The organism is Lysinibacillus sp. G1-3 (assembly GCF_056322905.1).
The window spans coordinates 142920-162806 of the sequence record NZ_JBWHYQ010000015.1 but is presented as its reverse complement, the minus strand read 5'-3'; the positions used below and the strand labels follow the sequence as shown (position 1 = coordinate 162806).

Here is a 19887-nt window from a genome sequence, read left to right as displayed (position 1 = left end):
AGCGGCAAATGTTTTATCTGCGCGAAAGCGAAGCGGCAGCGGCAAATGTTTTATCTGCGCGAAAGCGAAGCGGCAGCGGCAAATGTTTTATCTGCGCGAAAGCGAAGCGGCAGCGGCAAATGTTTTATCTGCGCGAAAGCGAAGCGGCAGCGGCAAATGTTTTAACTGTGCGAAAGCGAAGCGGCAGCAACAAAGCACCCCGTTGGAACGGAAATCAACCACACGCTATGGTCATCCTCCATACATAGAAAATTAAAAAACTATTGAAAACTAGTATACAACTAATTTTCAATAGTTTCTCGCTTTTCATTATGAAGCTGTTTGCGATAATAAAAACTTTGGTGACTTCCAAAGCTCTGCCCATTTTTTAATGGCAGCAATAACAATGATAAAGCCTAACATTAACATAATGACAGACAATATACCATTTAACATATTGTAACCAGCCGCCGCTGTATTCCAATACACATTTTTAATCATCCAAAAGCCCGCTACATTTACAGTGACATATAAATAGGCTAATGGGATAAAGCATGTTAAGGCGTAGATTCGCTTATCTGCAACTTTTAATACGATTGTTACACCACATACTAAACCGATTGTTGCCATCAACTGATTCGAAACGCCGAATAATACCCAAATTGAACTTATATCTCCTGAATACAATAAGTAGCCCCACATGAAACATGCAAGTGCACTTGCAAAGATTGTACCCGGAATCCAATTTGTCCGCTTCAGTGGCTTGTATACATTACCACCAAAATCTTGGATTAAATAGCGCGCTACACGTGTCCCAGCATCAATAGCCGTTAAAATAAAGACCGCTTCAAACATGATTACGAATTGATAGAAATAAGAAGAGAGTTCAGCAAACCAAGGAATTCCTGTGAAAATATCAGTCATCCCAACTGCAAGCGTTACCGCTCCTCCTGTACGTCCTTCTAAATCCATCCCAATACTTTCAGCTAAAGCATGTAAATGAACAGGCTCCATTCCTAATGTAGCAAAAACTGCTGGGGCTGAATTAATCGCAAAATAATCTGCTGGATGAAGGGCTGTTGCTGCGATTAAAGCCATTACACCTACTAAAGATTCTACGAGCATCGCACCAAAACCGACGATGCGAATATCTTCCCAGCGATCAATCATTTTCGGTGTTGTCCCAGAGCCTACAAAAGCATGGAAGCCAGAAATAGCCCCACAAGCAATTGTAATAGAGACGAATGGCCATACTGGACCAGCAATTACTGGACCACCACCATGAATAAACTCGGTAATTGGTGGGAATTGAATAACTGGATTAACGAAAAAGACCCCGATGATTAAAGCAATAAATACACCAATTTTCATGAAACTACTTAAATAATCACGCGGCGCTAATAAGAGCCAAACAGGTAATGCCGCTGCAAAAAATGCATAGATCGGTAAAATAATAGCTAAAGTATCACGGTCAAACGTTAAAAAATCTCCAAATGCTGTTCCTTGAATCATCGGTCCAAGAAATACACCGATCATCAACAAAATAAAGCCAACTGTCGATGTAACAATTAAATTTCCTGTTTTACGATAAGCAATACCAACAAGCATCGCTATTGGAATAGTAATCCCTACTGCAAAAGTTCCCCATGGATTTCGCTCTAACGCACCAAGGACAACCATCGATAGCCCAGCCATTGTAATAGTAATAATGAAAAGCATGGCAAGGCCTGTACAGAATCCTGCAACAGGTCCTAATTCCTTCTTCATGACCTCAGATAAAGACTTACCACCATGGCGCATTGAAGCGAATAACACTACTGCATCATGAACCGCACCACCGATTACCGCACCAATTAACAGCCAAAGGAGCCCAGGCAAATAGCCAAATTGTGCAGCTAAAATAGGTCCGACTAACGGTCCAGCTGCTGCGATTGCAGCAAAGTGATGCCCAAATGTCACCCATTTATTCGTCGGAACATAGTCTTTACCATCCTCCATAGCGTGTGCTGGGGTGGGCGTATCATCTTTTATCTTAAGTACCTTCTTTGTGAAAAATATGCCATACAAACGATAGCTTATCATCAGTACACAAATAGAACCTATCACAATTGTAATAGCATTCATTTTATCACTCCTTTTACTTTTTCCACATCATAGCAAATGAATTGAACAATTATTCACAAAATTCACCAAAATGCAAGAATTCCAAGCTGAAAGGGTGTTTTCTACTGTTGAAATGCAGTTATTTTGATAGCTGAAATATCTTTCGCACATCCTTCATATAAAGCCTGCTGACTGGAATCGAATCCCTATTATGCAAAATCAAATTGTATTTTGAGCTGCTCCATGGCTCGAGCTCTTCAATATGCTCTAAATTAACGATAAATGCCCGATGGACCCGCACAAAGCCTTTTAAAGTAAGTTTATTCTCCAAAGCTGCTAATGACTCTGAAGCAAAATATTTCCCTTTCTCCGTGACAACAATCGTCTTACTATCTTCAGATGTACAATATAAAATTTCCTGAATTTTAATAAGTAAAATTCGATCATTCACATAAACTGTTAATTTATCAAGCTTGTCCAATTGTATATCCTTTAATTTTTCCATCGTCTTAACCTGTGTTGTTCTTTTTTTAGCCACCAGCTTTTCAACAGCACTTTGTACACGCTCTGGCTCAAAGGGTTTCAAAATATAATCAAAGGCATTCACTTCGAATGCCTGCAATGCATATTCATCATAAGCAGTAGCAAAAATAATTTCAGGCTTACGTATGCTTAGTTGCAGCTGTTTTGCCAATTCAAGGCCATTGTTTACGCCTAGCTGTATATCTAAAAACACGCAATCAATTTGCTCAAACTGTGAATCCAACAGTATTTCCTCCAGATCCTCCGATTCACCAATGATCTGCACTAAATTTGTTTGCTCCAATAAAAATCGCAATTCAGCCCTTGCTAACGGTTCATCATCTACAATATAGACATTTAACATTTCTCTACTCCCATCTTGTGGCTTTTAATGGCAGCTGTATCATAATTTTCGTGCCAACATCCAACGTACTTGAAATGTGAAAATCTGCATCAGTTCCATAAATTTCATGGATGCGCTGATAAATATTCCATAAAGCTGTCCCGGTTCCTTGTTCGGATTGCATGATCGTTTTGCCAAGCTGTTTAACCTGCTCTTTTCTCATCCCACAGCCATTGTCTTCTGTTAACAGTACTAACTTATTATTGATTCGCTGCACCTTAACGTCAATCTTGCCTTCCTTGCGATTTTTAAAGGCATGATAAATGGCATTTTCAACAAGTGGCTGTAAGGTAAATGGGGGGATTTGTACGTCAAACAGTGATTCATCCAAGTGAAACTTCACATTATAGCGGTTTGGAAATCTTTTTTGTTCAATCGACAAATAAGCCTCTACATGGTCAATTTCATTTTTTAACGGAATCAGCATTTGGCGAGCTCCCTGCAAATTACTTCTGAAAAACGTACTAAGCTTTATCAATAAAGCTCTAGCCTCATCAGCATCCGTTCGGATCAGACTTGAAATAGTATTGAGACTATTAAAAAAGAAATGAGGATGAACCTGTGCCTGTAGCGCTTTAATCTCGGCATCCTTTAATAACTTTCTTTGCTGCTCAATTTCAGCATATTCAAGCTGCGAGGAAAATAGTCGACTGAGTCCTTCAGCTAGCTCCTTTTTCGCTCCTGTTAATGAAGAAACATTGATAAAATATAGCTTTAAGGTACCTACCGTTTTGTGCTGTACTTTTAATGGTAAGACAATCGCAGCACTTAGCGGACAATCTTCATATGGACAATTGATTTCTTTTGCGGACGTCGCTGTAATAATGCGTCCTTCTACTAATACTCTCTTCGTTAAAGCTGTTATTATTTCTTGATGAATGACGTGATGATCCTCGCCTACTCCTACATGTGCTAAAATTCCATTTGTATCTGTAATCGCGACTGCTTCAACCTTAATCTCTCTTTTAATAATCTCCGCAACAGTTCGGCATGATTCTTCATTTAACCCTTTACGAAAATGTTCGATAGTTTGTTGCGCAATAGAAAAGGCTTGATGCGTTTGTAATGCTTTTGTACGTTCTTCCTCATCAATAAACGTCTTAATAATAATGAAAAATATTAAAATCCCAAGGGCATTCATAATAATCATTGGTAGCGCGATTAAAGAAACTAATTGCAAAGCTTGTTCAAAAGGCTTTGCTATTATTAAAATAACAATCATTTGTAAAGTCTCTGCACAAATTCCGATCATAACAGCCTTTTTATAGGAGAAGGTTTGACGTATTTTTAATTGCCTACTTAAACCACCTGTTATGAATCCTGCTAGTATAGTCGAAACACCACAGGCAACCGCTGTAAATCCGCCAAGGGTAATACGATGAATCCCCGCAATAATCCCCACACTAACGCCAACAAGTGGCCCACCAAAAATACCCGCAATTGCTACGCCAATTAGCCTCGTGTTTGCAATTGCCTCCTCTGCATTTATAGTGCTATGTATCATTTGATTTAAAGGATAAATAGTACCACTTTCAATTTTTATCCCTGTATAGCTGCTCACTATACTTAAAGCACTAAAAATGATAATAAGCCAAACCTTTTCCTGAATCCCTTGATCCTGAAAGAGCATGCCCCGAAAGAGGCGCCACCTTGACATTAAAAAGGCAAACACAATGATTAGCCCTACTCGCTCTAACATAAACAAAAATAGCTCCATCATATGCCCCCTCCTCTATCGCTCTATTTTTTAAAGAACAATTTATAAGAGGAATAACCAAAGACATCTCCTGGATTAATACCTTCTATCCCCTCTAATTGGTGCTTTTCAAATTGGTTAGATGCCATTTCCTTTAACATCACTGATGTCATCTCATCTTGAGCTAGCTCCTTTGGAAACATCCATTTCGCTTCTAATAATTCTTTTTCCTGAAGACAAATCTTCTGTTGCTCATCTTTCATCCGGCAATAAAATATCGCCATATTATCACTAATGTCACCACGAATCACACCCGTTCGAAAACCAATTAAGCCTGATACATAGCAATCAATACCCGTTTCTTCTTTTAATTCCCGAACAACAGCCTCATCTACTGTTTCACCAGCATTGACAAAACCAGCCGGCAATGACCATCTTCCCTTTAATCCGCTATAGGCCTTTTTAACAACTAGCCATTGGCCTAACTCATTTACTGTAACTCCTGCAACACCTAACCAAACTTTTCCTCTGTCTTTTTTCATAATCATCTTCACCTCTATATCACTATTATAACGGCCAATTTTCCATATATAGAAGTATTAATTCAGAATTTTATGATTACTACTCACTCTCAAACATAAAGTATACATGTACGCCAATTTTGTAAATATGTTATACTAGATAAAACGTAGAATATTCACTCTATTTAAAGGTTTCAAAAAAAAAATATACCTATTTGATTACGATTATAACAATTGTGAGCGGTCTGATTTTAGGCTATTTTTCTCTTTTAAGTTATATCGCTATACAGAATACACAAATTGTTTTCAAAGAATATCTCCAAAAAAAAACATATGAATGGCAGGATAGTAAATGAAGTCATTTATGAGTATGAAATAGGTACAGGTGTGTGGACACCTGCTGAAAGAAGTTAAAAAGAAGCCACTTTCGAGTAGAACGAAAGTGGCTTGTGAAATTTTTCTATGCATCTACCTGCTAAATGGTCGCCTAACCTTATTATGTTATAAGATATGTTCCAAACATTTTCCATACCTAAACTACGAATATTTACGCTTCCAGCTGCTCCATATCCCAATTAAGTTTTAATATATTTTTTAAATTGTTTACTTGGTCTACTCCTATAGTATTAATTAGCTGCTGTTCAATATCAGCTTTATAACATTCGTTCTTTTCAAAACATTCTTGACCAAATTCAGTCATACGAATTGCTTTATGTTTTTTACTATGTTCGACATCAGTAACCTTCACTAATCCTTTTGCTTCCAAACTTTTTATAAATTTATGGGTTGCTTGTCTTGTAAATTCAACACCCTTAGCAACGTCTGAAATCATAAATTGTTTTTTATAAATTATCCCTAAAATACACCATTCAGAGTTAGAAATATAAATATTATGATGCTTATTCCACTTCTCTTCAGCAAGTCGTCGAAGTAGTTCGTGACGTTCGCTCAACAAGTCAATTACATCTCGATTCTGCAATTCGTCCTTCAACTGGTTCACCTTCATTCCCTATTTTTCGTTACTAATATACAAAAAAACAACCGCAATCGTCAATCAAGTTGACAAAATTCTTATAATTGCTTACAATTAATTTAGTCAACCAAGTTGACAATATAGTTTGTTGGAGGGAATATACATGTACAATGTTGGCGATGTAGTCATTTATTCATCACATGGACTTTGTTCTATTGAAGATATTTGTGAACAAACCTTTAACGACATTACAAAAACATATTACGTTTTACAACCACTAAATGAACCACAATTAGTCATTCGTACCCCTATTGACAATTCAAAAAAACACCTTAGAGACATTATTAAAAAAGAAGAAGCACTCAATATTTTACATTCATTCACATCTCCTGGCGTAGAATGGATTGAACAAAACACTCATCGATCTAGATTTTATCTAGAAATATTTAAATCCGGTAATCGCCAAAAACAAGCAAACCTTTTAAACACATTGTTACGAAAAAAGATTGAATATAGTGAAAGCGAAAAAAAATTCCCTAACCAAGAAGAGAAATTACTGCAATCTTTACAAGAGAACATTTTTTCAGAGTTCTCATTAGCTCTTAATAAATCCTCAGATGAAATTTATGATTATGTACTAACACAGCTTCATTAGCAGTGAGATATTGGTACATTAATAGGGCCACGATTAGAAATATCGTGGCCTTATTTTTCATTTAAAAAGAAATATAAAAAGGTTCTGCTCCATCAACAATCGTTATCTTTCTTGATTGTATTGGCTTCCCTTGAACCATTCATTTGTATGAATTTTTTATATGAATCAATGAACATAGAATAGCCTGTGGCAAAATCAATTATATTATTTTACCAGTTAACAGACTTCCAAATTTTTGAGAAAATAGTTGTAATACATAAGAATTTCGAGGTATCAATTAATTGAAGAAAAGCATTTTTACAAGCATTATATATATGGTTGTTTTTGTAGGTATGATCATTTCTTTATTTATTGCGTATAAGGATATTAGAAGTGTATTTGCAGCTAAGTTTATATTGTATTATTTAATTTTTCTTGTTTTATTCATTATTTATATAGTAACCGTAACAATAATTAATTTTATAAGGTTAAATAAGATGGCTAAAAGAAAGAGATACTTTTTTCTTATAATTCATTTCATTCTAATTAGTAGTTGTACCTTTATTTTTTACTATATAAAAGAACCATCAAAAATAACTTTTTACAATATTGTACTTAAACCATCATTTATATCATTCATTTTTGTTTTAGCTGATTTACCATTCTCAACGAAAAAAAAAGAAATATGATTGAACTAACTGGATCTTTCAGAATTGGACTTGCATTGATAATTAACTTTCAGATTTGCAAGTCCTTTTGTTACGCCCTAAAACGATTGAAGGCTCGTTGAAAAATTAATCTCACTCCAATGAAAAGTGAATTAGACCTTATCATTATTTTCCCTACGGTAAAGTTGAATCTCTTAAACCATAAAAAAAGCCTCCTTAATTCGTTATGTTTTAGCAACATACAAATCAAAAAGGCTCGGTATCTTTAACCCTAAATCAGTCTTTTTAAGGTTGTGTTTACACATTTTAAGGATTGTGTACGAATCATTTCTAACCGTTATTTACTATCCTACTTCAGCATTTAAACATTTACTTTTTAATCACAAATTTCAGGCGTACCTTCACGTTTTGCTGTTTTGAAAGACGTGCCACAGCCGCATGATGCGATAGCATTTGGATTATCGATCGTGAAGCCACCGCCCATTAGCGATTGTTTATAGTCAATTTTTGTCCCCATTATAATCGGCGCATCTTCACGGGAAACAAGAATTGTTAAACCATGTTGTACATCTTCAAAATCTTCTTCTTTTTTCTCTTGATCAAAATGCATGCCGTATGATAGACCACTGCATCCGCCACCATTAACAACTACACGTAAAAACGCTCCTTGCTCTTCATTGTGCTCCATCATTTCATTAATATGAAAGACAGCTGCTTCAGTAATTTCAATTACTTGCTTTAAACTTGTCATCCCAATCACCTTCCTTCTTACTTATTATCATATCAATTTTGACTATTGTATGACAAATATTCAGCTTTGATTGGAGTGGTGGCTGTATAACTCCATGGTTACCCGATCACTTTTCTAAGACGCTCCCAGGAAAGTGCACAGTCGGAACAGAAATCAGCCTCACATTAATATGACAAAGCTGATATTAGTAAAAATTCTAATATTTTTCACATTAATAGTAATTTATATTCATGTTTATAAGATTAACATTGGTATAATAGTTGTAATGACTCGATGAAAGAGGTATCAAATATGGAGATTTCACCTTATTACGAAAAAAAAACTCAATGTCTTCATTGCAAAAAAGAATTTCCTACATTAAAAGTACGCTCTAAATTCATTAAAGTAGATCATACAGAAACAGATTTTCAACCAATTTATGCAGACGGTGTAAATGCCCTTTATTATAATGTATTTGTTTGTGAACATTGCGGCTTTTCATTTACAGAAGACTTTTCAAAATATTTTGCCCCTGGCACGCAAGATGAAATTCGCACACAAATTACAGAAAAATGGGTACACCATGATTTTAAGGGAGAACGTACTGTATTCCAAGCGATACAAGCTTATAAATTAGCGTTCCTTTGCGGTACGATTAAAAAAGAGAAATTTGTTGCTATAGCCGGGCTTACATTACGTCTTGCATGGCTATATCGTTCACTAAAAAACGAAGGCCAAGAGCAGCGTTTTATGACAATGGCCCGAGATTACTATATGGATTCTTATTCAACTGAGGATTACAGCTCTACTCAAATGTCAGATGTACGAATTATGTATATGATTGCAGAACTATCACGACGCATCGGTGATTTAGAAAATGCTACTCGCTTTTTCTCAAAGGTCATTGAAAAGCAAAATATCGGTGGAGAAGCGAAGATCATTGATATGGCTAAGGAACAATGGGCGATTATTCGAGAAGAAAAAGAACAAGCTCGCCAAGTATAAGAAAAAAAGTTCTAGCGTGAATGAATCAGCTAGAACTTTTTTAGTCGTTTTAGAATACTTGCTCTACTTCAATAATACCTGGTACTTCTTCTAATAATGCGCGTTCGATACCAGCTTTAAGTGTGATTGTTGAACTTGGGCAACTACCACACGCACCTAGTAAACGTAATTTTACGATGCCGTCTTCTACATCTACTAACTCACAGTCTCCACCGTCACGTAGTAAGAATGGGCGTAATTTATCTAATACCTCTTGAACTTGATCGTTAATTGTTGCTTCTGCCATTTGTCTCGACTCCTTTCCTTATAATGATTATAATGTTAGCAACAGAAAAAATCCAATATTGAATCACGAGGAGTGGAAATGCTATGAGTCAAACGAAACCACAGATTGAAATTTACGGAACAGAGGTAATTTGCGCCAGTTGTGTTAATGCACCATCTTCAAAAGATACATATGAATGGCTACAAGCAGCCATAGATCGAAAATATCCAAACCAAGGATATGATATTCGCTATATCGATATTGAAGGACCAATTGAGAATGAGCGCGATCAAGATTATGCTGTACGCATTCAAGAAGATGAATTTTTTTATCCGCTTGTCCTTATAAACAATGAAGTAGTGGGCGAGGGCTATGTGCAACTAAAGCCTGTATTTACTGCACTTGAAAAGCTGGGTTTCACACCTGATGAAACTGTTTAATCTAAGCACAAAGCCTATTCTGGCCGTATTGTTTATGTGCGCGCAAGCGTAGCGACAGCGGCAGTTACGTCGAGGCATAATTGATAAAAAAATAAGGGATTGTTTCGAAGTAAATTTCGAAGCAATCCCTTTTTAATTTAATCATTTTGACGTTTATAATACCATAATAGTCCTGATTTCATTAAGCGTGCGATACGTCCTGTTACTGTTGTATCTGCTAAATAAACAAAGCCTTGTTTTTTACCAAGCGCTCCCATGAAACCTTTTAACTTGATATCAGGCATTTTTTCAGGTAAGCTTTCGCCTTTCCAACGCATGCGAAGTACTTTTACGATTTGTTCTGCTTGTTCCTCTGCTAACTGCGCAGTTGGAGGTAATTCTGAAGCAGCACAGTCACCTACAATATATACATGCTCGTCATCAAGAAGATTGAAATATTGTGTTACAAGAGGACGACCTTGTTTATCTTTCTCAACTTCCAAATCACGAACAATTTTGACTGGCTGTACACCAGCAGTCCATACTACAGTATCGAGTGCAATTTCTTCATCGTGATTGTAAATTTTACCTTGTTCGATTTTTGTAATATTTGAATTGGCAATCACTTCAACATCATTCTTTACGAACCAGTCTTTTACATATTTACTTAGCTTTTCTGGGAAGTCCTTTAGAATACGTGGACCGCGGTCGAATAGCTTTATTTTTAAATCTGAACGGCTTTCACGTAGCTCACTTGCAAGCTCAATACCACTTAAACCCGCTCCTACAATTCCGACTGAAGAGCCTGCTGGTAAACCACAAAGTGCTTGGAATGTTGAACGTGATTTCGCCATTGTCTGAATGCTATATGTGTACTCCTCTGCACCTGGTACACCATGATATTTATCCTCACAGCCAAGACCAACTACTAAATCATCATATTCAATACGTTGTCCATCTTCTAAAATGACTACTTTTTCCGCACGATTAATTTCAACAACTTCTCCGTATACAGCTGTTAAACGTTCATGCTCCGGGAAGCATACACGAACTTCTTTATCTGTTGCAGTCCCTGCTGCTAATGCGTAAAATTCTGTTTTTAAACTATGGAAAGGGGCTCTGTCTACTATTACAACTTCTTTATCTAATGGAAGGTTTGGTAATAGTCGAAGCATGACACGCATATTGCCGTAGCCGCCACCTAAAAGTACTAATTTTCCCATAATAGTCTCCTTTTATATCTCTTATATTAATTGTTCACAAAGTATCCACAAATGAGTATAACCGATTGTGAGAAGTTTCACAATATCATAATGCAATTTTGTGAAAGATTTCACAAAATAAATGATAACTTGCCTTTTTCGAACGGCTTTTGAATGATTACATCCCTTTCATCACTTTTGCAAAGATAGTTTAACACTGTAGCGAGTCATCATTTTGTATGCATCCAGCTTTAACACTGAATATCGGCTTTTATCTCACGGCCAACTCAAATTATTGACGAATGTTTTAAAAGCGAGTAGCATTACCTTGGTGAGGTGACACGTATGAATCCAATGGTTGAATTTTGTATAAGTAATTTAGCGAATGGCTCTCAAAAAACATATGAAGTACTAGAACGCGATCCGAACATCGACGTTTTGGAATATGGCTGCCTTAGTTACTGTACAAAATGTTCAGAATCATTTTATGCAATCGTCAATGGTGAATTAGTTGAAGCTGGTTCTCCTGAAGAGTTGACGAATGCCATTTATCAATTTATCGAAGAAAATCCATTATGGTAATGAAGGCTTAATACCTCATTCATATAATGTTGAAACGCTTACTATTCAATTTGAACATATAAAAAGGATGTTATGCCAAAAAAATCGACATAAGCATCCTTTTTTTATGTTTGAACTTTTTATACGGATATTTAGACAGCAATTGAAAAGTAACTATAAACCCGAATTCATCTCACACCTAGTGAGACTTCGGATGAAAGAAGTTAAATTAATGCTTCTACCACATAAGTAGGTTGCTGTTCCTTCTCAAGTACAACCTTTGAAGGTGTAACACCTGTATTTACATGGATTGTGTCACAGCCAAAACGAATCCCACACATAATATCTGTGTCGTAATTATCGCCAATCATCACCATTTCATCTTTCATAAAGCTATGCTCTGTTGCAATGACTTCAAGCATTGCAGGAGATGGTTTACCGATATAGAGTGGCTCAACGTCTGCAACCTCACCTACTAATCGGGCAAATGACCCATTACCAGGGAGAAATCCATGTTCTGTTGGGAATTTAATATCTTGATTCGTAGCTATAAACGTTGCCCCATTTTGAACAGCAATCGTTGCCTTCGCAAGTGCCATATAATCTAGATTTCGATCAATTCCCATAACAAATACCTCTGGCTCATCCTCGGTAGGTTCAATGCCTTCATTAAATAACGCTTTACGAATACCATCAGAACCTAACATGGCTACTTTTTTGCCAGGGAAATTCAAGGCTACATATTTCGCTGTAACTAATGCACTAGAGTAAATATGATCTAACGGTGCATTCACACCTATAGCGTTTAAAGCTTCCTGCAGCTGCTCCCTTGTCTTAGAAGAATTGTTTGTTACGTAAAATGGCTCAATTCCAGCTTGTTGTAACTGATGTATAAAAGTTATCGCAGAAGGAATTCCGTCCTTTCCACGGTACACTGTCCCATCTAAATCAAAGCAATAGGCATTGTAGGTTTTCATTGATGATCCTCTGGTAAAAATGCTGAAACAGGGCCAAGTTCATTTGTTAAATAACTATTCACAGCTGGTGAGAATTGTTTTAATGCTGGTAAAGTAGCTGTTAATACATTCACAACTTCCTGAACATCTACATCTGTAAATTCACGAACAAGCATTTTACGTAAGCCAACTACTGCTTTTAATGGTTCTTCCATTTCAGTAGATACGACCTTTTCATCGATTAAAATATCAATAATATCCTCATAGCTTCCTGGATCACGCATAATGAAGCCATCAATCATTAAATTTCCAACATCCATCATTGACTCCATCACATTGTGACCAATTCGCTCGATTGCTAATTCCTTAATATCGTTTTCAAGCCAGCTATTTTCTGATTCTAAAATAGCTAATAGCCCATCTAAGTACTGTAAATTTTTTGTGATTTTATTACGATCTACAAAATACACAAGGAAAGCCCCCATTCAAAATCTTTAAAAGTTGATAGTCATTTCTCTTCTATAGTACCATATCTATAGGACTGGAAGGAGATTAAAAGATGGAACGTTTTTTTTTATATGATGATGTAGAAGATACAAAAACACGCTTTGTTAGTTTTGCTGGGGAAAAGTTACGTTATGATTTAGCCATTTTGCAATCGGGTCGTTTCTTTGGGAAAGTGCTTGTCATGGACATCCAATTTGGACGCTTTGCAATAATCGGTCCAGATGATGTAGAAGAGCCTGGCTATCTTGAACACGTTTATAATCGTACAGAGGAAGAGACCGTCGAGCTACGAGAATATTTACGTGAATTATTAAATTAACACCCTCCAAATTGGGTGTTTTTTTGTGCCTGCAATGATAGCAATTAAGAATTTAATACAAAAAAATTCCGCTTTTCTGCGGACATAGGTTTCTACTTTGTGCACCTGCTGCAACAGAAGGTTGGCGGAATTTTTTTGTAAGTATCTTAAATCTAAATCGAGGAGCATTGTATTGTGCGCCTACTTTTCATTATTTAATTTAGCAGGATTATCCTTATTGCGAGGCTTGTCTTTGTTTTCATTGTCGTTTTGTTTTTTGGCTTGTTGATTTTGCCCAATTACTCCTAAATCATCAACACTAATATCAAAGCCAAATCCATATTCTTCTCGATCTAACGATTTTTTATTTTCTTTAGTCAAATTAATCACCTCCAATAAATAAATTATCCTCTTTCAAATGATTTATACGTTTTTTCTTTCTATCTCAACAACACTAGCTTTATGCTGTTGAATCCTTAATAATCCATTCAGCAGCACTAATTAAATCTGGAAAAATCGCATCTGCCAGCGGATCTTTTGCACCTAAAAATATTCCCTTAGTTCCTGCTCGTTTACCTGCTATAATATCTGTATCCGTATCTCCAACCATGTAGGATTTTGCCAAGTCTATATTGTATTTTTCACCAAGATCAACGATTAATTTACTCTTGGGCTTGCGACAGGCACAGCCCGACTTTGGTTTATGGGGACAATAGACGACTTCGTGAATAGTGGCCCCTTCCTTCTTCAATTCTTTTACCATATGCTCATGTATTTTTTGTAGCTGCGTTTCTTTCATAAACCCCAATCCAACGCCACCTTGATTAGTTACTACAAAAATATAGTCAAAGTATTTATTCAATTTTTTTATTGCTTCCGGAACATGCGGTAGGAAATAGAGTTCATTAGGTTTATTTACAAATTTAACGCGATCCGTTAATACTTCATTAATGACCCCATCACGGTCCAAAAATACAGCTTTTTTCATCTAAACAACACACACCTTTAATATAAAACTAGGAATAATTTTTAAAATCCGTTCCGTCCCTTTTGATTCATCACCAAAAATTAGGAATATTACTTTTTAACTATGCCATAATATATAAGTTGATTGGAGCAGAGACTGAGCGACTCCTTTGGGATTAGCGATATAGAGGAACGAAGACTATAAGCATCACATCCTGTGATAACACCTTCGTGACCAACATCCTGCTGTTGCTGTCGCTGTCGCTGCGCTTTCGCACAAACAAAACCAAAACCTTGTTGCTGCCGCTACGTTGCACTCACGCTTTCGCGCAAAAGACATCTGTTGGCCCGAGACCCTGCAGTGAAGCGGGTAGAGGAACGAAGGCTAAAAGCATCACGTCCTGTAATAGCGCCTTCGTGACCAACATCCTGTTGCCCCGACGCCCTAGCTCTGCTCTGTGCGAAAGCGTAGCGACAGCAACAAAGCACCCAGTCGGAACGGAAATCAACCTCACGCTATATTGATAAACTACATTTTTATTATTGCCAATTTATAAAAAACCTATCACTGCAAAGTAAAAACCTGATGCAAATTGCATCAGGTTTTAAATGTTTATTCTGCTATTTGTTCATTCTCAGCAAGCTTTGTCACTTGACTATCTTCACTTACTACAGCTACTGGCTGCTGAGTGGATTTACCGGTTTTGCGCAAGACGAAATAGGCACAGCCAAAATTACAATACTCGTATAGGTAATCTTGTAGTGTACTAATCTTTGTATCGAAAGTGGCTTTCTGATTTTTATCGTCAAAAAAGCCTTTTAAGCGCAATTGATTATAGCCCCAGTCGCCCACAATATAATCATATCTAGCTAAAATATCCGAGTAGCGTTCCTTGAACACTTCCTCTTCGAAAGCTTCTCGGTAATCATTTATAAGCTCGTATTCATATCCTTCAATAGTAATCAAAGTGACACCACCTTCCATTTCAACATTTATTTTTACAGTTCTGTTTGTAATTGACGTTCTTTTGTTGCTTCGTTTACTTGTTCATCAGCATGATAGCTACTACGTACAAGTGGGCCTGCTTCACAATGCTTAAATCCTTTTTCCATTGCGATTTTACGAAGTTTACCAAACTCTATTGGTGAATAATACTTTTTAACAGCTAAATGCTTCTTCGTCGGCTGTAAGTATTGACCAATTGTCATAATATCTACGTTAATTGCTCGTAAATCATCCATAACTTCTAGAATTTCTTCTTCTGTTTCACCTAAACCTATCATTAAAGATGATTTCGTAGGGATGTCAGGCTGCATTTCTTTTGCCAAACGTAGAAACTCTAATGAGCGCTCATATTTTGCACGAGCACGTACTCTTGGCGTTAAGCGACGCACGGTTTCAATATTATGATTTAAAATATCTGGCTTCGCATCCATTAATAATTGAAGGTTCTCTTTCACGCCCCCTAAATCAGACGGTAACACTTCAACCGATGTAGCCGGACTTTTACGACGGATCGCACGCACGGTCTCAGCTAATACTTGTGCACCGCCATCCTTTAAATCATCACGCGCAACCATTGTAATAACAACGTGCTTTAAGTTCATAATAGCAACAGAATCTGCTACGCGTTCTGGCTCAGCTAAGTCTAATTCATTTGGTAAGCCTGTTTTAACAGCACAGAAACGACAAGCACGTGTACAAACAGATCCAAGAATCATCATTGTTGCTGTACGGCGTTCACCCCAGCATTCATGAATATTAGGACAGCGTGCTTCCTCACATACAGTATGCAGATTTTTTTCTCGCATGAGCTTCTTTAGCCCTTTATATTCATCATTTGTGTTTAGTTTAATTTTTAGCCAATCTGGCTTTCTTAAGTATTCTTCTTTGTCTTTACTTGTAGGTTTACAAGATGTCATACGGATATCGCCCCTATCAGAAATGTGCATTTTTTCTATTAACTATCTTCACTGTTGTCAATGTAACATAATATATGAACTCCAACAACTATCACAGCAACATTTCTATTCATTAAAAGGCACTGGTATTTCAAGGGACGGCTGTGTTGCTGAATCACCACTTGAATAAACATTTGGCACTTGCCCCTTCGTTAAACCCATTGCCACCGGAATATCCTGAGATACTGTAGCTGTTTTACTAGCAAAAGGGACAATAATTTGTACATTTACCTCTAAATGAATTCCTACCTGAACAAATGCACTATTAATACCATACTCCGTTATTGAAGAAGTAACTTCACTATGCACATTTCCAACTACGTGAAAGCGTACCGGAATTTTAGGCCCTAAATTCCCGAGTAAAGGGATATTAGCAGCCTGGCTAATAGGTACATAAAAAACGACTCCATTGCCTTCTTTTATCTTGTTAAAATCGTATTCAACATTATCAAGATTTGGTAAGTTGGCCAAGTCTCCTTCCTCAGCCTGCTCTAAATTCATTTTTACTTGCTTTACCGTTTCGGCACGAACTCGATTAATTACTTCAGTATTAATTTTCAAATCAGAGTTGTTGCCAGGGGATACTTCTACAAGAACATCATTAATATCTAAAACATTTGATGTGGCATTACTTACAACATAGGATGCAATCTTATTCGTTTGTATTTCGGCATATTCTAAGTAAGTTGGCATAAGCCGTTCATTCAAAAAATAAATAAATAAAAAAATACCAACAATAACGCTTACAATTAAAAGGGGTATACGATTCAAGCGTTTTTTTCCCCTTTTTCTATAGTTACTATGCTGATTATATGATCGTAATTTCATCCTTTTTCGAGGGAAAAACAAAAAAATCTCCTCCTGTTCCATAACGTATGAACAGGAAAAGATTTTTATTCGATTTTCGATGGGACAACGTAATCCGCTTCAACACTTTCAATGATTAGGTTTGGGTAGTCCACTAAATTAATTTCATATGTAGCTGCTAATATTTGATTTTGCTCTTCAAAAATACGAATCCAGGGCATTGCTGGATCCAATGTATTTTGTCTTGATACGATACCTCGACGGCCGTCAGATAATTTTAAAATAACACCTTTAGGATAATGGACCACAGACTTTTTCAATGCATTGACAACACGTACATCATATATAGTTCCAGAACCAGCTTCTACAATTGCTAGGCCTTGAGAAGGTAGCATTTTTTCACGATATACACGGCTTGTCGTCACTGCATCAAAGACGTCAGCTACACCAATAATTTTGGCAAACGGATGGATTTCAAAATCAACTAAACCCCGTGGATAGCCACTCCCATCAATCCGTTCGTGATGTTGGAAGGCACAATGTGCAACAATCAATGATATGGAATGTAAATTACGTAACAAATCAAACCCATATCGAGTATGCTGCTTCATCGTTTCAAACTCGTCAAACGTTAGGCGCCCAGGTTTTGTCAAAATCTCTTTTGGTACCATCAGCTTCCCTATGTCATGTAACAAAGCGCCAATTCCAATTATACGTAAATCTTCGGCTGAGTAACCAAGCTCTTTAGCAATCGCTATCGAATAAAGAGTGACTTGAAAGGAGTGTTGATATAAATATTCATCAAATAAATACGCATCTGTTAGTATTGTTAAAATTTCATCATTGCCACTAACTACCGATAGTAACTCATCTACAATTGAGAGAATTGCCTTTGATTGTTGGTCAAGCACATAAGAGGCATTTACTGGACTTAAACCATCGATTGATTGGAAAGAATTTTTAATGGTTGAAATCGTTTTATTTCGAACAACAGTTGGGACTGTTTCCTCTACTTCAATACCCTCAGAAATTTTATCGTCAATATACAAATAATGCGTATTTAATTGTTGAAGTCTTTGTATGATACGTTCATTAATAACTACATCTTTTTTTAAAAGAGGGTGTCCCGCCTCGTTCCAAATGGTTCTTGCTAAGACCATTCCTTCTTTTAATACATCGATTGAAATTAACCGCATGACCTTTTCCCCAATCCATTCTAAAAGCGTTTTATCTATTAGTGCTTAAAGAATCTTTGCCCATAATCTATCATAATATTTCTTAAAAATTCTGGTAGAATATATTTTTTCTTAGCATATTTAAAGCTTGGATAAAAATAACCAAACGTAAATAAATCAAGCGTAACTAATTTATAAATTCGATCGTTATCTGCAAGCTTCCCATTGATCAGTAATTGGCGATCTTCATTCATTGAAAAGCCATACGTTAACATCTTCCCAAAGATTACGCCTCTAAATCCTAATCCTTTTAGCTCAATATAAGGCCATTCTTCATTTTTAGATTGCTGGAAAATTTCTTTCATTTCAGCAACCGATAATTCAATCGTACATAAATTTATAGGATGTGGGAATATTCTATGCAAATCAAGTGCCGTCACTGTTCCCTTAGGTAAACCATCTAAAAAAATACCCGCGTTAAATAACGCACAATCCGCTCCACTTTTCTCTAAAATAGCCCGCGCGAACAAATCGGATAATTGCGAATAATGGAACCATTCTTTGTTGTACGATTTTTCTGTAGTGAATACTGGCTTATCGAGTAATCGTTTGCCCTCATCTTCTAAAAACTGAACGATTTCATGTTCATTTTTAACCGTAGGCAAATCTTTATTATGAATTAAGAAATCCTTTTTTTCAACAATTTTCCTCATACTTTTGTCATATTCTAACACAAGATGGCCTGTATATTGACCAAATTTCCCCCCACCAGTTAATAAAACCCCATTAACCAGCTTTCCATTCGGGAGAACATGATGTGTATGTGAGCCGAATATAACATCTATTTCTGGGCATTCCTCAGCTAAAAGTTCATCCTCTGTTATCCCTAAATGCGACAAACAGACTATAATATCTACTTCTTTACGAAGCTGATAGGACAAGTGAATAAGTGAGTTTCGTGCCTCTTCAATCTCCCAGTTTAATTCCTTATAATAAATTTCAAACATAGCCGTTGCTGCAATAACTGCAATCTTTGTGCCATAAGCAGTTGTTAATATAACATACGGCTTCATCCACGCTGGATTTGTTCCATGTGAAGCATTTACATTAGCAACTACTACGTCAAAAGCTGCTCCATCATATAAATGATACAGCTCCTCATGGGACAATGTTATACCTTCATTATTACCGATTGTCACAACATCGTAGCCCGCTTCATTTAATAACTTCACATTGCCCTTACCAACTGTTGCTTCTGTATAAATATTTGAACGATCTAAATGATCGCCGACATCAAATAAATAGCTTGTCTCTCCCATGTTTGTAAGTCTAGTACGCATTTCTTTCACATGACTTTGCATTCGTGGCCAATATTTAAAATGACTATGCAAATCATTCGTATGAAAAATATGAATTTTTTCTAGCAATTAAGCCACCTCTTCTTTAAAATAGCTTCTATGTCTGTAAAAGACTTGCTATCAAAGTCACCTATACTCTTCGGACCTTAACGTCAATGTAAAATCGATTGATAAATA

The 19887-nt window shown here is 36.5% G+C and carries 23 protein-coding genes; 6 read left to right on the top strand and 17 right to left on the bottom strand.

What is annotated here, in order from left to right:
• Positions 1–248, top strand: a 248-nt coding sequence (locus tag ACVYAD_RS17155; RefSeq protein ID WP_476427264.1) for a hypothetical protein, incomplete at its 5' end; no start/stop codon positions are given.
• 61 nt (positions 249–309) lie between these two features.
• On the opposite strand, the gene cstA is transcribed toward ACVYAD_RS17155, so the two are convergent.
• The 5 genes from cstA to ACVYAD_RS17130 all read right to left on the bottom strand — a co-directional run bounded on the left by cstA (position 310) and on the right by ACVYAD_RS17130 (position 6224).
• On the bottom strand, positions 310–2103 hold the full coding sequence (gene cstA / locus ACVYAD_RS17150) for a carbon starvation protein CstA (RefSeq protein ID WP_349661328.1): 1794 nt from the start codon (positions 2101–2103) through the stop codon (positions 310–312).
• A 118-nt stretch (positions 2104–2221) separates the two neighbouring features.
• Entirely contained in the window at positions 2222–2968 is a 747-nt protein-coding gene (locus ACVYAD_RS17145) for a LytR/AlgR family response regulator transcription factor (protein ID WP_349661329.1), read from the bottom strand.
• 4 nt (positions 2969–2972) lie between these two features.
• Positions 2973–4724: a sensor histidine kinase gene (locus ACVYAD_RS17140; RefSeq protein ID WP_349661370.1), complete on the bottom strand. Its 1752-nt coding sequence runs from the start codon at positions 4722–4724 to the stop codon at positions 2973–2975.
• Between the two features lie 23 nt (positions 4725–4747).
• The gene (locus tag ACVYAD_RS17135; protein WP_349661330.1) at positions 4748–5245 is read right to left on the bottom strand and encodes an NUDIX hydrolase; all 498 of its coding nucleotides are present in this window, start codon (positions 5243–5245) and stop codon (positions 4748–4750) included.
• Positions 5246–5771: 526 nt separating this feature from the next.
• Positions 5772–6224 carry a MarR family winged helix-turn-helix transcriptional regulator gene (locus ACVYAD_RS17130; RefSeq protein WP_386830640.1) on the bottom strand — a complete coding sequence of 151 codons (453 nt, stop codon included), beginning with the start codon at positions 6222–6224 and terminating at the stop codon, positions 5772–5774.
• Positions 6225–6360: 136 nt separating this feature from the next.
• Here ACVYAD_RS17130 and ACVYAD_RS17125 point away from each other — a divergent pair, with 136 nt between their 5' ends.
• Positions 6361–6852 (top strand): CarD family transcriptional regulator, encoded by a 492-nt coding sequence (locus ACVYAD_RS17125; RefSeq protein ID WP_349661333.1) that lies wholly within the window; start codon positions 6361–6363, stop codon positions 6850–6852.
• A 1023-nt stretch (positions 6853–7875) separates the two neighbouring features.
• On the opposite strand, the gene ACVYAD_RS17120 is transcribed toward ACVYAD_RS17125, so the two are convergent.
• A complete protein-coding gene (locus ACVYAD_RS17120; protein ID WP_349661334.1) occupies positions 7876–8250 on the bottom strand; it encodes a HesB/IscA family protein in 375 nt (124 codons plus the stop codon).
• A 291-nt stretch (positions 8251–8541) separates the two neighbouring features.
• Here ACVYAD_RS17120 and ACVYAD_RS17115 point away from each other — a divergent pair, with 291 nt between their 5' ends.
• Positions 8542–9234, top strand: coding sequence for a DUF2225 domain-containing protein (locus tag ACVYAD_RS17115; protein ID WP_349661335.1), 693 nt, complete (start codon positions 8542–8544; stop codon positions 9232–9234).
• 49 nt (positions 9235–9283) lie between these two features.
• Here the strand turns inward: ACVYAD_RS17115 and ACVYAD_RS17110 are convergent, their stop codons facing one another.
• Complete coding sequence (locus ACVYAD_RS17110; protein WP_010857481.1) at positions 9284–9520, bottom strand: NifU family protein; 237 nt, start codon at positions 9518–9520, stop codon at positions 9284–9286.
• 83 nt (positions 9521–9603) lie between these two features.
• Between ACVYAD_RS17110 and ACVYAD_RS17105 the strand changes: the two genes are divergently transcribed.
• A complete protein-coding gene (locus ACVYAD_RS17105) occupies positions 9604–9939 on the top strand; it encodes a YuzD family protein (protein WP_476427263.1) in 336 nt (111 codons plus the stop codon).
• A gap of 137 nt (positions 9940–10076) precedes the next feature.
• Here ACVYAD_RS17105 and ACVYAD_RS17100 read toward each other — a convergent pair whose 3' ends face one another.
• Positions 10077–11141, bottom strand: coding sequence for an NAD(P)/FAD-dependent oxidoreductase (locus ACVYAD_RS17100; RefSeq protein ID WP_386830647.1), 1065 nt, complete (start codon positions 11139–11141; stop codon positions 10077–10079).
• A 324-nt stretch (positions 11142–11465) separates the two neighbouring features.
• Here ACVYAD_RS17100 and ACVYAD_RS17095 point away from each other — a divergent pair, with 324 nt between their 5' ends.
• Positions 11466–11702 (top strand): YuzB family protein, encoded by a 237-nt coding sequence (locus ACVYAD_RS17095; RefSeq protein ID WP_079561500.1) that lies wholly within the window; start codon positions 11466–11468, stop codon positions 11700–11702.
• Positions 11703–11905: 203 nt separating this feature from the next.
• Here ACVYAD_RS17095 and ACVYAD_RS17090 read toward each other — a convergent pair whose 3' ends face one another.
• Positions 11906–12658: a TIGR01457 family HAD-type hydrolase gene (locus ACVYAD_RS17090; protein WP_476427262.1), complete on the bottom strand. Its 753-nt coding sequence runs from the start codon at positions 12656–12658 to the stop codon at positions 11906–11908.
• A complete protein-coding gene (locus tag ACVYAD_RS17085) occupies positions 12655–13107 on the bottom strand; it encodes a DUF86 domain-containing protein (protein ID WP_349661339.1) in 453 nt (150 codons plus the stop codon). Before ACVYAD_RS17085 ends, ACVYAD_RS17090 begins: the two co-directional genes overlap by 4 nt.
• Positions 13108–13196: 89 nt before the next feature.
• Here ACVYAD_RS17085 and ACVYAD_RS17080 point away from each other — a divergent pair, with 89 nt between their 5' ends.
• On the top strand, positions 13197–13463 hold the full coding sequence (locus tag ACVYAD_RS17080) for a DUF3055 domain-containing protein (protein WP_079561497.1): 267 nt from the start codon (positions 13197–13199) through the stop codon (positions 13461–13463).
• 180 nt (positions 13464–13643) lie between these two features.
• Here ACVYAD_RS17080 and ACVYAD_RS17075 read toward each other — a convergent pair whose 3' ends face one another.
• From ACVYAD_RS17075 to ACVYAD_RS17045, 7 genes are all read right to left on the bottom strand, one after another.
• Positions 13644–13838 carry a hypothetical protein gene (locus ACVYAD_RS17075; protein WP_142510565.1) on the bottom strand — a complete coding sequence of 65 codons (195 nt, stop codon included), beginning with the start codon at positions 13836–13838 and terminating at the stop codon, positions 13644–13646.
• A 64-nt stretch (positions 13839–13902) separates the two neighbouring features.
• A complete protein-coding gene (locus ACVYAD_RS17070) occupies positions 13903–14430 on the bottom strand; it encodes a D-glycero-alpha-D-manno-heptose-1,7-bisphosphate 7-phosphatase (RefSeq protein WP_476427261.1) in 528 nt (175 codons plus the stop codon).
• 591 nt (positions 14431–15021) lie between these two features.
• On the bottom strand, positions 15022–15375 hold the full coding sequence (locus tag ACVYAD_RS17065; RefSeq protein WP_349661342.1) for a YutD family protein: 354 nt from the start codon (positions 15373–15375) through the stop codon (positions 15022–15024).
• Between the two features lie 32 nt (positions 15376–15407).
• On the bottom strand, positions 15408–16331 hold the full coding sequence (gene lipA / locus ACVYAD_RS17060; protein ID WP_197143327.1) for a lipoyl synthase: 924 nt from the start codon (positions 16329–16331) through the stop codon (positions 15408–15410).
• A gap of 105 nt (positions 16332–16436) precedes the next feature.
• Positions 16437–17240 carry a sporulation protein YunB gene (gene yunB, locus ACVYAD_RS17055; RefSeq protein WP_349661343.1) on the bottom strand — a complete coding sequence of 268 codons (804 nt, stop codon included), beginning with the start codon at positions 17238–17240 and terminating at the stop codon, positions 16437–16439.
• Between the two features lie 23 nt (positions 17241–17263).
• Positions 17264–18373, bottom strand: coding sequence for an HD-GYP domain-containing protein (locus ACVYAD_RS17050; RefSeq protein ID WP_476427260.1), 1110 nt, complete (start codon positions 18371–18373; stop codon positions 17264–17266).
• 38 nt (positions 18374–18411) lie between these two features.
• On the bottom strand, positions 18412–19779 hold the full coding sequence (locus tag ACVYAD_RS17045; RefSeq protein ID WP_476427259.1) for a bifunctional metallophosphatase/5'-nucleotidase: 1368 nt from the start codon (positions 19777–19779) through the stop codon (positions 18412–18414).
• Positions 19780–19887: the final 108 nt, after the last annotated feature.